This window comes from Nocardioides carbamazepini, assembly GCF_024614185.1.
In the GTDB taxonomy this organism is placed as follows: domain Bacteria; phylum Actinomycetota; class Actinomycetes; order Propionibacteriales; family Nocardioidaceae; genus Nocardioides; species Nocardioides carbamazepini.
The window spans coordinates 264,172-278,015 of the sequence record NZ_JAHTLF010000013.1 but is presented as its reverse complement, the minus strand read 5'-3'; the positions used below and the strand labels follow the sequence as shown (position 1 = coordinate 278,015).

The 13,844-nt window shown below is 72.9% G+C and carries 10 protein-coding genes; 8 read left to right on the top strand and 2 right to left on the bottom strand.

Annotated features, from left to right (window positions below):
* Positions 1-36: 36 nt before the first annotated feature.
* The 8 genes from smc (at position 37) to KVF89_RS08205 (ending at position 11,427) form a co-directional block, all read left to right on the top strand.
* A complete protein-coding gene (gene smc / locus KVF89_RS08240) occupies positions 37-3,633 on the top strand; it encodes a chromosome segregation protein SMC (protein WP_257424799.1) in 3,597 nt (1,198 codons plus the stop codon).
* A complete protein-coding gene (locus KVF89_RS08235; RefSeq protein ID WP_257424798.1) occupies positions 3,630-4,100 on the top strand; it encodes an acyl-CoA thioesterase in 471 nt (156 codons plus the stop codon). The genes smc and KVF89_RS08235 overlap by 4 nt, the downstream gene beginning before the upstream one ends.
* A gap of 102 nt (positions 4,101-4,202) precedes the next feature.
* Positions 4,203-4,391 (top strand): hypothetical protein, encoded by a 189-nt coding sequence (locus tag KVF89_RS08230; protein WP_257424797.1) that lies wholly within the window; start codon positions 4,203-4,205, stop codon positions 4,389-4,391.
* Between the two features lie 352 nt (positions 4,392-4,743).
* On the top strand, positions 4,744-5,892 hold the full coding sequence (gene ftsY / locus KVF89_RS08225; RefSeq protein ID WP_257424796.1) for a signal recognition particle-docking protein FtsY: 1,149 nt from the start codon (positions 4,744-4,746) through the stop codon (positions 5,890-5,892).
* Positions 5,893-5,994: 102 nt separating this feature from the next.
* On the top strand, positions 5,995-7,335 hold the full coding sequence (locus KVF89_RS08220) for an ammonium transporter (protein ID WP_257424793.1): 1,341 nt from the start codon (positions 5,995-5,997) through the stop codon (positions 7,333-7,335).
* Positions 7,332-7,670, top strand: coding sequence for a P-II family nitrogen regulator (locus KVF89_RS08215; RefSeq protein ID WP_257424792.1), 339 nt, complete (start codon positions 7,332-7,334; stop codon positions 7,668-7,670). Before KVF89_RS08220 ends, KVF89_RS08215 begins: the two co-directional genes overlap by 4 nt.
* 149 nt (positions 7,671-7,819) lie before the next feature.
* Entirely contained in the window at positions 7,820-9,163 is a 1,344-nt protein-coding gene (locus KVF89_RS08210) for an ammonium transporter (protein WP_257424791.1), read from the top strand.
* The gene (locus KVF89_RS08205; RefSeq protein ID WP_257424790.1) at positions 9,160-11,427 is read left to right on the top strand and encodes a [protein-PII] uridylyltransferase; all 2,268 of its coding nucleotides are present in this window, start codon (positions 9,160-9,162) and stop codon (positions 11,425-11,427) included. The genes KVF89_RS08210 and KVF89_RS08205 overlap by 4 nt, the downstream gene beginning before the upstream one ends.
* Positions 11,428-11,466: 39 nt before the next feature.
* Here the strand turns inward: KVF89_RS08205 and KVF89_RS08200 are convergent, their stop codons facing one another.
* Both KVF89_RS08200 and KVF89_RS08195 read right to left on the bottom strand, forming a co-directional pair.
* A complete protein-coding gene (locus KVF89_RS08200; protein ID WP_257424789.1) occupies positions 11,467-11,652 on the bottom strand; it encodes a YbdD/YjiX family protein in 186 nt (61 codons plus the stop codon).
* Positions 11,649-13,838 carry a carbon starvation CstA family protein gene (locus KVF89_RS08195; RefSeq protein WP_257424788.1) on the bottom strand — a complete coding sequence of 730 codons (2,190 nt, stop codon included), beginning with the start codon at positions 13,836-13,838 and terminating at the stop codon, positions 11,649-11,651. Before KVF89_RS08195 ends, KVF89_RS08200 begins: the two co-directional genes overlap by 4 nt.
* Between the last annotated feature and the right edge of the window lie 6 nt (positions 13,839-13,844).

The following is a 13,844-nucleotide window of genomic DNA, read 5'->3' as shown; positions in this document are numbered from 1 at the left end:
TCGGACCCATCTGCCCGACCCCCGAAGGGAGACCGCGTGTATCTGAAGAGCCTGACCCTCAAGGGGTTCAAGTCCTTCGCGTCCGCGACCACTCTCCAGCTCGAGCCCGGCATCACCTGCATCGTGGGCCCCAACGGGTCCGGCAAGTCCAATGTCGTCGACGCCCTGGCGTGGGTGATGGGCGAGGCGAGCGCCAAGAGCCTGCGCGGCGGCAAGATGGACGACGTCATCTTCGCCGGCACGTCGGGCCGTCCGCCGCTGGGCCGGGCCGAGGTCGTGCTGACCATCGACAACTCCGACGGCGCCCTGCCGATCGACTACTCCGAGGTGACGATCAGCCGGACCATGTTCCGGACGGGTGGCTCGGAGTATGCGATCAACGGCACCACGTGCCGGCTGCTCGACGTCCAGGAGCTGCTCAGCGACTCCGGCATCGGGCGCGAGATGCACGTCATCGTCGGCCAGGGCCAGCTCGACCAGATCCTGCACGCGACCCCCGAGGACCGCCGCGGGTTCATCGAGGAGGCCGCGGGCGTCCTCAAGCACCGCAAGCGCAAGGAGAAGGCGCTGCGGAAGCTCGACTCCACCGAGGGCAACCTCAACCGGCTGGGCGACCTCCTCAGCGAGATCCGCCGCCAGCTCAAGCCGCTGGGCCGCCAAGCCGAGGTCGCCCGTCGCGCGGCGACCGTCCAGGCCGATGTCCGCGATGCCCGGGCGCGGCTGCTGGCCGACGACCTGGTCACGGCGCGGACGTCGCTGGAGCAGGAGCTCGCCGACGAGAGCGTGCTGCTCGCCCGGCGCGCCGAGGTCGAGGGCGGCATCGCGACCGCGCGCGACCAGGAGGCGACGCTCGAGGCCGCGCTGCGCGAGGACCTGCCGGCGCTCTCCGCGGCGCAGGAGACGCTGTCCTCGCTGACCGCCCTGCGCGAGCGCTTCCGCGGCACCCAGAGCCTGGCCGCCGAGCGGGTGCGCAACGCCGCCGGCGCGGAGGCCGACGGCGAGCAGGCCGGCGGTCGCGATCCCGACGAGATCGAGGCGGAGGCCGAGCGTCTTGCCGTCCAGGAGGCGCAGATCGCCGGCCAGGTCGCCGAGCAGCAGACCGCGCTCGAGCAGGCCGTCGCCGCCCGCCGTGCAGCGGAGGAGGCCGCCGCGGCCGAGGAGCGCCGGGTCGCCGGGCTGCTGCGCGCCGCCGCCGACCGCCGCGAGGGCCTGGCCCGGCTGCACGGCCAGGTCAACACGCTGCGCTCGCGGGCCAACGCCGCCGAGGAGGAGATCGGTCGCCTCGCGGCCGCCCGTGCCGACGCGGCCGCCCGTGCCGAGAGGGCCCAGCGTGACTTCACCGCCCTCGAGACCAAAGTCGCCGGGCTCGACGCCGGCGAAGAGGGACTCGACGCCGAGCACGAGGTCGCCGTGGCGACGCTCGACGCCCTCGACGAGCGACTCACCAAGGTCCGCGAGGAGGCCCAGCAGGCAGACCGCGACAAGGCCGGCCTCAGCGCCCGCAAGGAGGCCCTCGAGCTGGGCCTGGCCCGCAAGGACGGCGCGGGCGCGCTGCTCGCGGCCTCCGACACCATCTCCGGCCTGCTCGGCTCCGTCGCCGCGCTGGTCGCCGTGCGAGGAGGCTACGAGGGTGCCGTGGCCGCCGCCCTCGGCGCCGCGGCCGATGCCGTCGCGGTCACCGACGCCGACGCCGCCGTCGCCGCCATCGACCATCTCAAGGCCGACGACCTCGGCCGTGCCGGGCTGCTGCTGGGCGGGGGAGAGGCCGAGACCACGACCGCCTGGCCCGCACTGCCCCCCGGGACGTCGTACGCCGTCGACGTGGTCGAGTGCCCCGCCCAGGTCCGGCCCGCCCTCAACCGGCTGCTGCGCAAGGTCGCGGTCGTCGACGACCTGGCCGCCGCCCGTGCGCTCGTCGCCGGCCTGGCCGACGTCGTGGCGGTCACCCGCGGCGGCGACCTGCTCGGCGCCCACTTCGCCTCGGGCGGCTCCCATGCCACCCAGAGCCTGATCGAGATCCAGGCCGCCGTCGACGAGGCCACCGAGTCCCTGGCCGACGCGGTGGCGTCGGCCGAGCGGCTGGGCTTCGACCTGGCGCGGCTCGAGAGTGAGCGCGACGAGGCCCGGCAGCGGGTCGACGTCGCTCTCGCCCGGCTGCACGAGTCCGACGCCACGCTCGCGGCGGTCGCCGAGGAGCTGGGCCAGCACGGCTCGCTCGCCCGCGCGGCCCGCGCCGAGGCCGAGCGGATGACCGAGGCGATCACCCAGGCCGAGACCTCCCGCGAGCAGGCCCTGGTCGGCCTCGCCGAGCTCGAGCAGCGGCTGGCGAGCGCGGAGGAGGACACGGAGGACGAGCCGGACACCACCGAGCAGGAGCGCCTCGTGGAGGCGACCCGGGCGGCCCGGCAGACCGAGATGGAGTCCCGGCTGGCGCTGCGGACCTCCGAGGAGCGCGCCCGGGCCCTGCACGGCCGGGTCGACCAGATGCGCAAGGCCGCCGAGGCCGAGCGGGTCGCGCGCGCCCGCGCCGCCGAGCGCCGCCAGCGGCTGATCGCCGAGGGCCGAGCCGGGCAGGCCGTCGCCACCGCCGTGACCTTCGTGCTCGCCCGGCTCGAGACGTCGATCGAGGAGGCGACCCGGTGCCGGCAGTCCGTCGAGGACTCCCGCCGCGGTCGCGAGCAGGAGCTGATGGCCGTCCGGCAGACGCTGCGCGACCTCGACCGGGAGCACCAGGAGCTGGTCTCCTCGGTGCACCGTGACGAGATGGCGCGCGCCCAGCAGCGGATGCGGATCGAGCAGATCGAGACCAAGGCGCTCGAGGAGCTCGGGCTCGAACCCGACGGCCTGGTCGCGGACTACGGTCCGGACCAGCCGGTGCCCGTCCTCGAGCCTCCTGCCGAGGCGGATGCCGCCGAGGCGGATGTCGCCGAGGGTGAGGAGGCTGCCGAGGCGGAGCCGCGGACCGTTCCCTACGTCCGCGAGGAGCAGGTCAAGCGCCTGCGCTCGGCCGAGAAGGCGCTCGGCATGCTCGGCCGGGTCAACCCGCTCGCGCTGGAGGAGTTCACCGCGATGGAGGAGCGTCACCAGTTCCTCTCCGAGCAGCTCGAGGACCTGCGCGCGACGCGCAAGGACCTGCTCGACATCGTCAAGGACGTCGACGCCAAGGTCGAGCAGGTCTTCACCGAGGCCTACGCCGACGTCACCAAGGCCTTCGACCAGACCTTCGCCCGGCTCTTCCCGGGCGGCGAGGGCCGACTGGTCCTCACCGACCCCTCCGACATGCTCACGACCGGCATCGAGGTCGAGGCCCGCCCGCCCGGCAAGAAGGTCAAGCGGCTCTCCCTGCTCTCCGGCGGCGAGCGGTCGCTGGTCGCCGTGGCCTTCCTGGTCGCGTTGTTCAAGGCCCGTCCCTCGCCGTTCTACATCCTCGACGAGGTCGAGGCCGCCCTCGACGACACCAACCTCGGGCGGCTGCTGGCGATCTACGAGGAGCTGCGCGAGAACTCCCAGCTGCTCGTCATCACCCACCAGAAGCGGACCATGGAGGTCGGCGACGCGCTCTACGGCGTCACGATGCGCGGCGACGGCGTCTCGGCGGTGATCAGTCAGCGCCTGCGGGACGAGTCGGCATGACCGCCCCGGCGAGCGCCCCCGATCGCACCCGCCCCGACCGGTCGTCGTACCGCGCCTGGCGCACGGCGACCACCCGCTGGTCCGATGACGACGTCTACGGGCACCTCAACAACGCCCGCTACTTCGACCTGATCGACACCGCCGTCAACGCCCACCTGCACGAGGCGACGGGCACCGACATCCGCCGGCTCTCCGCGATCGGGGTGGTCGCGGAGGTGTCCTGCCGCTACTTCGCCGAGATGGGCTACCCGCGGCCGATCGACCTCGGTCTCGCGGTCGAGCGGCTCGGCACGTCGTCGGTCGTCTACCGGATCGGGCTCTTCCAGGGCGACCCTGAGGGCGAGGGCGCGCTCGCGTCCGCCGAGGGTCGCTTCGTCCACGTGTACGTCGACGACACCGACCCCGCCCGGCCCCCGACGCCGATCCCCGACCTGGTCCGCGCCGCTGTCGCGCCCCTGGTGGTGTGATCTCCGCCCCTCCTTCCGGATCTGCCGACCTCGCGGTGCACGCGGCCTTGGCGCCGGGGTGCAGGATGGAGGCAGAGCGATCCCTACTCGGAGGAGTCGAACGTGCTGGTCGTCGGCCTGGCGGTCCTGCTGAGCCTCGTCGTCTCGGCGGCCGTGGCCCTCTACGTCGCCTATCCGCACCGCGGCGAGAAGATGCCGGTCGTCCCGTGGCTGGGTGACGCGATGGGCCGCGCGGTCGAGGCGGCCCCCGTCCTCGAGGACGACGAGCGCGACCTGCAGCGTCTGCGCTGAGTCTGATGGCGCGAGCGCGTCGCTCGTTCCTCGCGCCGCGCTGCCGCGCTCGCCGTCGGGTCCGGTAGGTGGTCGCGTTCGCGTGGCGGCAAGACGCCGGCTCGCGGAAAGCTCCCCGCCTCCGCTCCGGTCGCTCGTCCCTCGCTCCCTGCGCTCCGTCGGCCTCGCTTCCCGCGACGACCGGTAGCGCGGGTCGGACGGTGGGAGCGCGTCGCTCGTTCCTCGCGCCGCGCTGCCGCGCTCGCCGTCGGGTCCGGTAGGTGGTCGCGTTCGCGTGGCGGCGCGACGCCGGCACGTCGCGAAGCGCCGCACCCGTTTCGGCCTGCGCCCGGCGGCGTGATGGGATGAGCGCATGCAGGAGTGGCTCTATCTCGTCATCGGGATCGCCGTCGTCGGCGTCCTCGCGATCGCCGGCTTCGTCGGGACCCGGGCCCGGCGTACGCCGAGCACCTCGGACACGACCACTGACGTCATCGCGCCGCCGGCAGCGACGGTCGACGTGGAGGCGCCGCCTGTCGACGTCCCGGTCGAGGCCCCCGAGGTCGAGGCCCCTGCCGAGCCGCTCGCGCCGGCCCTCGAGACCCCGGAGAAGCCGGCCTCGCGCCTGGTCCGCCTCCGGCAGCGGCTCGCCGGGTCCAACGCGCTGGGTCGGGGCCTCCTCGGCCTGCTCAGCCGCGAGAAGCTGGACGAGGACACCTGGGAGGCGATCGAGGACCTGCTCCTCGCCGCCGACATCGGCGTCGCACCCACCCAGGAGCTCGTCGAGAGGCTGCGCACGAGGCTGCGGGTCGAGGGCGGCCAGGTCGCCGACGTCCGCGCCGTGCTCCGTGAGGAGCTGATCAACCTCGTCGACCCGACGATGGACCGTGGGCTCAAGGTGAGTGGGGAGGGCGACGCCCCGGGCGTGGTCCTGGTCGTCGGCGTCAACGGCACCGGCAAGACCACCACGGTCGGCAAGCTGGCCCGGATCCTGGTCGCCGACGACCGTACGGCGCTCCTCGCGGCCGCCGACACCTTCCGGGCCGCCGCGACCGAGCAGCTCGCCACGTGGGGCGAGCGGGTCGGGGTCGAGGTCGTCCGCGGCCCCGAGGGCGGTGACCCGGCCAGCGTCGCCTTCGACGCGGTCAAGGAGGGTGTGGACCGTGGTGTCGACACCGTCGTGGTCGACACCGCCGGCCGGCTGCAGAACAAGCAGGGCCTGATGGACGAGCTCGGCAAGGTCAAGCGGGTCATCGAGAAGCAGGCGCCCGTCACCGAGGTGCTGCTCGTCCTCGACGCCACCACCGGCCAGAACGGCCTGATCCAGGCCAAGGTCTTCTCCGAGGTCGTCGACGTCACGGGCATCGCGCTCACCAAGCTCGACGGCTCCGCCAAGGGCGGCATCGTGATCGCCGTGCAGCGCCAGCTCGGCGTACCCGTCAAGCTGGTCGGTCTGGGCGAGGGGCCCGACGACCTCGCGCCGTTCGACGCGGCGGCCTTCGTCGACGCGCTCCTCGGCTGAGCCCGCCGGGGTTCACGGGTCCGTAACGTGCGACCGAGCCCCGTTACGGCGCTGAAACAAATGGTCGGGTGAGCCGAAACCTCGCCCGTCGATGGTTCGGGCATGGAAAACGGCTACTACACCTGGATGCTGGTGTCGGCCTCGCTCGTCCTGCTGATGACCGCCCCCGGCCTGGCGCTCTTCTACGGCGGCATGAGCCGGACCAAGTCGGTGCTCAACATGATGATGATGTCCTTCAGCGCCCTCGGCGTGGTGGGCATCGTCTACGCCCTGTGGGGGTGGTCGATGTCGTACAGCACGACCTTCGCCACCGCCGACGGCGCGACGGGCAAGGAGATCGGCAAGCTCTTCTCCAACCCGTTCACGCAGTTCGGGCTCGAGAGCACGGACCCCGCGAACTACGTCTTCGTCGCCTTCCAGTTGACCTTCGCGGTGATCACCGCGGCGCTGATCAGCGGTGCAGTGGCGGACCGGATGAAGTTCTCCGCGTGGCTGGTGTTCCTGCCGATCTGGGTGACGCTGTCGTACTTCCCGCTGGCCCACATGGTGTGGGGCGGCGGCTTCCTCAGCGGCGTGGAGAACGGTCTCGCCGACCTGCTCTTCTCCGGTGACGGCGGCGCCGAGGTGGCGCCGATCGACTACGCCGGCGGCACGGTCGTCCACATCAACGCCGGTGTCGCGGGCCTGGTCCTGGCGCTCCTGCTCGGCAAGCGGCTCGGCTTCGGCAAGGAGCCGATGAAGCCGCACAACCTGACCCTGACCATGATCGGCGCCGGCCTGCTGTGGTTCGGCTGGTTCGGCTTCAACGTCGGCTCGATCGTCAACCTCGACGCCTACACGACCGAGACCGGCCTGGTCTGGCTCAACACGACGCTGGCCACCTGCGCGGCCATGATGGGCTGGCTGCTCGTCGAGAAGCTCCGCGACGGTCGCGCGACCTCCCTCGGCGCGGCGTCCGGTGTCGTGGCCGGTCTGGTCGCCGTCACTCCCGCGTGCGGCAACCTGGTGCCGTGGAGCGCGATCGTGCTCGGCCTGGTCGCCGGTGGCGTCTGCGCCCTGGCGGTCGGCCTGAAGTACCGCTTCGGGTACGACGACTCGCTCGACGTCGTCGGCGTCCACCTGGTCGGCGGCCTCGTCGGCACCATCGGTGTCGGCTTCCTGGCCTCCGACGACGGCGGCCTGCTCACCGGTGGCGGCGCCAAGCAGCTGGTCGTGCAGATCGTGGTCGCGCTCTTCGCCATGGTCTGGTCCGGCATCGCCACCCTGGTCGTCGCCCTGGCGATCAGGGCGGCCATGGGCCTGCGGGTCGAGGAGGAGGACGAGGTCGACGGGATCGACTTCGCCGAGCACGGCGAGGCGGCCTACGATCTCACCACCGGCGGCGGTGCCGCCCGTCGTACCTCGCTCCTGAGCACGTCCACCCCTTCGGAGGTAAGCGCATGAAGCTGGTCACCGCGGTCATCAAGCCGCACAAGTGGGAGGACGTCCGGGAGGCGCTCGAGGCCTTCGGTGTCACGGGGATGACCGTCAGCGAGGTCAGCGGCTACGGCCGGCAGAAGGGCCACACGGAGGTCTACCGGGGTGCGGAGTACGACATCGCGCTGGTCCCCAAGATCCGGATCGAGATCGTCGTCGACGACGCCGACGCGGCCGACATCGTCGGGATCATCACCAAGACCGCCCACACCGGCCGGATCGGCGACGGCAAGGTCTGGGTCAGCCCGATCGAGTCGGTGGTGCGGGTCCGCACCGGCGACACGGACAGCGCGGCGCTCTGACGACCTGACCCGAGCGACGACGTCGTGCGTCCCGTGGGCACGAGCCCACGGGACGCACGACGTTACGCCGGGCTCCGGCTTCACCCGCGCGTAACCGCCGCCGGGAGACGCGTTACACCCGCGAAACAAACTCCCCCCACAGTGAGCGGATGCCCGATCTGCTCCACGTCGACGCCGTGACCGCGGCCGCCGCCGCTCCCACCACGGCGGCCGGCGACACCGCCTGGCTCCTCACCGCGGCCGCCCTGGTCCTGCTGATGGCGCCGGGCCTCGCGTTCTTCTACGGCGGCATGGTGCGCTCCAAGAGCGTGCTCAACATGATGATGATGGTCTTCGGGGCACTCGCGGTGGTGATGGTCGTGTGGGTGCTGGTCGGCTACTCACTGGCCTTCGGCGACGACCTGGGCGGCGGGCTGATCGGCGACCCGACGCAGTACGCCGGCTTCCGGGGGATGCTCGAGGCCGATCCGGACGCGCCGTACCCGATCACGATCTTCGCCGCCTTCCAGGGCCTGTTCGCGGTCATCACGGTCGGCCTGATCGCCGGGGCGATCGCCGACCGCACCCGGTTCGGGACCTGGCTGCTCTTCGCCGCGCTGTGGACGGTGCTCGTCTATGCGCCGGTCGCGCACTGGATCTTCGACTTCAGCTCCGGCGACCACGTCGGTGGCTGGATGGCCAACGAGCTGGGGGCCCTCGACTTCGCCGGCGGGACGGCGGTCGAGATCAACTCCGGTGCCGCCGGCCTCGCCGCGGCACTGGTGCTCGGCCGTCGGGTCGGCTTCGGACGCGACCCGATGAAGCCGCACAACCTGACGCTGGTCATGGTCGGCGCCGGCCTGCTGTGGTTCGGCTGGTTCGGCTTCAACGCGGGCTCCGCGCTCGGGGCGAGCAACACCGCGGCGATCGTCTTCGTCAACACGCTGCTCGCCGGCTGCACCGGTCTGCTGGCCTGGCTCGCGGTCGAGCGGTTCCGTGACGGTCACGCGACCTCGTTCGGCGCCGCCTCCGGTGTGGTCGCCGGGCTGGTGGCGATCACCCCCTCGTGCGGCTCGGTCACCCCGATCGGCGCCATGCTGGTCGGCGTCGCCGCCGGCTCGGTCTGTGCGCTCGCGGTGGGGCTGAAGTACCGGTTCGGGTACGACGACTCGCTCGACGTCGTCGGGGTCCACCTGGTCGGCGGTCTGGTCGGCACGATCATCATCGGCCTGCTCGCGTCGTCGTCGGTGACCGGCGTCGACGGGCTCTTCTACGGCGGGGGAGCGGGGCAGCTCGGCCGACAGCTGGTGGCCGCGGGCGCGACGCTCGCGTTCTCCTTCACCATGACGGCCCTGTTGGTCTGGGTGCTGGACCGGACCGTCGGCTTCCGGGTCGACCCGGAAGCGGAGGTGGCCGGCGTCGACCTCGTCATCCACGCCGAGACCGCCTACGACCTCCACAGCGCCACCGGTGGCGCCCGCCCTCACATCGCCGGGAGCGTCGGCCAGGGATGACGGCAGCCGAGCGGGCCGCGCGGACGGAGGCGGCCGACGCCCTCTGCCTCGGTGCGTACGACGCTGCGGCCGGTCCCGAGTCGGGAGTCGCGCTGGTGGCGGTCGGTGGGTACGGCCGGGGGGAGCTCGCGCCGTTCTCCGACCTCGACGTGGTCCTGGTGGCCGACGAGGGGGTCGACGAGGAGCGGTGGACCGACCTGGCGAGCCGGATCTGGTATCCCCTGTGGGACTCCGGGGCGCAGCTCGACCACGCCGCGCGCACCCTCCCGGAGATGCTCGCGGCCGCCGAGGGCGACGTGCGCGTCGCATCGGGCCTGCTGGACGTGCGCCACATCGCGGGCGACCACAGCGTCGCGCTGCGGCTGCGCACCACGACCCTGACGCACTGGCGTCGGCAGGCCCGCGAGCGGCTGCCCGAGCTGCGCGAGCTGGTCCGCGGCCGGCACCGGCGGATCGGTGAGCTCGCCCACCTCTCGCTGCCCGACCTCAAGGAGGCGGAGGGTGGGCTGCGCGACGCGACCGTGCTCAAGAGCCTCACGGCGACCTGGCTGGTGGACGTGCCGGCCGCCGACCTGGAGCGGTGCCGCCAGCAGCTCCTCGACGTCCGCGACCTGCTCCACGAGGCCGCCGGGCGGGCGAGCGACCGGATCGCGCCGGAGCACTGGGCACCGCTCGCCGACGGGCTCGGACTGGCGGACGAGGCGGCGGCGCAGCGTCACGTGCGTGAGCTGGGCCGACGGGTCACCCACCTCTCGCGACTGGCCTGGCGTCGCACCGACGACGCCCTGCGGCGCAGCGCCGCGGCCCGGCCCCGTCGGCCCGAGCTCCGGCGGGTCGCGCCGGGCATCGCGCTGTCCCGTCAGGAGATCGTCCTCGACCGCGGGGCGCGGCCGGCCCAGGACCCGACGCTGCTGCTCCGGGCCGCGGCCGAGGCCGCCGTGCGGGACGTCGTCCTGGCGCCGCCGACGGCGGCGCGGCTGGTGCGGGAGTGCCCGCCGCTCCCCGAGCCCTGGCCCGACGAGGCGCGTCGGCAGCTGGTCCGGCTGCTCGCGGCCGGCCCCGGCCTGCTGCCGGTGTGGGAGACGTTGGAGGAGACCGGCGCACTGACGCGGATCCTGCCCGAGTGGGAGCGGATCCGGATGCTGCCGCACGCCTCGCCGATCCACCGGTTCACCGTCGACCGGCACGTCGTCGAGACCTGCGTCGAGGCGGCCGCGCTCATCCGCGACGTGTCGCGGCCCGACGTCCTGGTCGTCGCGGCGCTGCTGCACGACATCGGGAAGGGGGAGCTGACCGAGCACAGCGTCGCCGGTGAGCCGATCGCCCGTGCCATCGCCCTCCGGATGGGGTTCGGAGCGGACGAGGCGGAGCTGATCGCGCTCCTGGTGCGCCGGCACCTGCTCCTCGCCGACCTCGCCACCACGCGTGATCCCGACGACCCCGCGACGATCGACGCCCTGCTCGAGCACGTCGGCGGCGTCGAGGCCCTCGCGTTGCTGACCGCCCTCTCGGAGGCCGACGCCAAGGCGGCCTCGCCCAAGGCGTGGTCGTCGTGGCGGGCCGGACTGGTGCTCGACCTGTCCCGGCGCGCGCGCCTGGCGCTGCAGCGGGGCAGCGTGCCGCCGGCGTTCCGCGTCGAGGAGATCCCGATCCCGGCCGGGGTCGTCGACGGCGAGGTCTCCATCGTCGTGGCGGGCGAGGCCCATGGGGAGCGAGGCGACCGACCTGCGCCGGTCGCCGAGGGGGCGCGGGTCACCGTCGTCGCCCTTGACCGGATCGGGCTGCTCGCCGACGTCGCCGCCGTGTTCGCCCTGGGGCGGGTCACCGTGCGGGCGGCGCGGCTGTGGGCGCAGGGGGAGTACGCGGTGTCGATCTGGGACGTGGCCGAGGGTGGTGGGCTCGACCCCGGTGCGCTGCGCGACCAGCTGGACGCGATCACGTCGCGCCGGATCGACCCGGCCGCCCGGCTCGCCCTGCGGCACACCCCCGGCGAGCTCGACCCGGCGGTCGTCGTACGGCCGGAGGCGAGCGACCACGCGACCGTCCTCGAGGTGCGGGCCGCCGACCGGCTCGGCGTCCTGCACGTGGTGAGCGCCGCCCTGGCCGCCCTGGAGATGACGGTCCGCTCCGCCCACATCTCCACGCTGGGGCCGCAGGCCGTGGACGTCTTCTACGTCCAGGAGGCGGCGGCCGGTGCGCTGTCGGAGACGCGGGCGGCCGAGGCCGCGCACGCTGTCCGTCGAGCGCTCAGTGCGTCTTCCTGACCCGGACCACGCCCTTGCCGAGGTCGACCGCGGGCCTGGTCAGCAGCACCGCGCCGGTGGTTCGTGCTCGGCAAGGTCGGCCCGATGCCGCTCCCAGGCCCGGCGGGAGACGGGCTCGGTGCCGTCGCGGGCGCAGCGCTCGACGTACGCGTCCCAGCGGGCCTCGCCGGTCGCCTCCCGGACGTACCACCGGACGCCGCGCCAGGCGCGGACCAACAGTCTCATCGCCGGCCCCCGCTCCCGGTCAGGCGCGACTCCTCCCAGGCGCGTACGGCGGCCTTCTCCTCCGCCGTCGCGAAGAAGTCGGCCGGGGCGACGATCTGCGAGGGCACCGCCGGCACCTCGGTCGTGGGCAGGCCGCCGGCGCGCAGCGCGCGGACCCAGACCACGACGGCGTTGGCGACCACGACGACCACGAGGACCGCGAAGGTCAGCTGCAAGACGCCGTTGGTGGTCGAGTTCGTGATCACCTGGTCCATCTGGCCCACGTCCTTCGCGGGCGCGAGCACCTCGCCGGCGTCGCGGGCGTCGCGATAGCGGTCGGCCTGCGCGAAGTAGCCGATCGCGGGGTTGTCGGAGAAGACCTTCTGCCAGCTCGCCGTCATGGTCGTGACCAGGTCCCAGGCGAGCGGGACCAGCGGCACCCACACCCAGCGGGCCTTGCCGTGCTTGAGCATCAGCGTCACGCACACGCACAGCGCGATCGCCGCCAGCAGCTGATTGGAGATGCCGAACAGCGGGAACAGCTGGTTGATCCCGCCCAACGGGTCGGTGACGCCGACGTAGAGCATGTAGCCCCAGGCCGCCACGACCAGGGCGCTGGCCGACCAGGCGGCGGGGCGCCACGAGGTGTCGGCGTACCGCGGCCAGATGTTGCCGATCGTGTCCTGCAGCATGAACCGACCCACCCGGGTGCCGGCATCGACGGCGGTGAGGATGAACAGCGCCTCGAACATGATCGCGAAGTGGTACCAGAACGCCGCCAGGCCGCCGCCGAACGCGTCGGTGAAGATCTGCGAGATGCCGACGGCGAGCGTCGGCGCGCCGCCGGTGCGGGAGACGAGGGTCGGCTCCTGGACCGCCGCGGCGGCCTGGGTGAGCGTGTCGGGGGAGAGGGTGAAGCCCAGCGTGCCGACGAACTCGGCCGCGCCCGAGGCGGTGCCGCCCGTCGCGCCCGCGGGGCTGTTCATCGCGAAGTAGAGGCCCTGGTCGATCACGCAGGCCGCGATCAGCGCGCTGATGGCCACGAACGACTCCATCAGCATGCCGCCGTAGCCGATCATCCGGACGTGGCTCTCCTTGGCGATCATCTTCGGGGTCGTGCCCGAGGAGATGAGCGCGTGGAAGCCCGACAGGGCGCCGCAGGCGATGGTGATGAACACGAACGGGAACAGCTTGCCGGCGAACACCGGTCCGTCGCCGTCCAGCGCGAAGCTGCTGACGTCGTCGTTGGCCAGCACCGGCCGCGCGAGGACCAGGCCGACGGCGAGCAGCACGATGACGCCGATCTTCATGAACGTCGACAGGTAGTCGCGCGGCGTCAGCAGCATCCAGACCGGCAGCACCGACGCGACGAAGCCGTAGACGATCAGGCAGATCGTCAGCGTCTCGTGGGAGAGCGTCAGCGTGTCGCCGAGGCCCGTGTCGTCGATCCAGCCGCCGACGACGATCGCGAGCAGCAGCAGCGCGACCCCGATCGCCGTGGTCTCCGAGACCCGGCCCGGGCGCAGGTAGCGCAGGTAGAAGCCCATGAAGAGCGCGATCGGGATGGTCAGGCCGATCGAGAACACCCCCCACGGCGACTCGGCCAGTGCGTTGACCACCACCAGCGCGAGCACGGCCAGGATGATGATCATGATCGCGAACACCGCGATCAGGGCGGCGATGCCGCCGACCGTCCCGATCTCCTCGCGCACCATCTGGCCCAGGCTCTTGCCGTCGCGGCGCATCGAGAAGAAGAGGACCATCATGTCCTGCACGGCGCCCGCCAGGATGACGCCGACGATGATCCAGATCGTGCCCGGCAGGTAGCCCATCTGCGCCGCCAGCACGGGGCCGACGAGCGGCCCGGCGCCGGCGATCGCGGCGAAGTGGTGGCCGAAGAGCACCCGGCGGTCGGTGACGTCGAAGTCCTGGCCGTTCTCGAGCCGCTCCGCCGGCGTGGCCCGGGAGTCGTCGACCTCCAGCACCCGGTCGGCGATGAACCGGGCGTAGAAGCGGTACGCGATCGCGTACGACGCCAGCGCCGCGAACAGGATCCACAACGCCGACACCTCCTCCCCGCGGGAGAGGGCGAGCACTGTCCAGCAGACCGCTCCGACGACGGCGATGCCGCCCCAGATCGCGATGCCGGCGGGTGTCGGGCGGCGGCGCGGGCCGTCCGGTCGTCGTACGGGTGTCGTGATCGCCATGGCGGA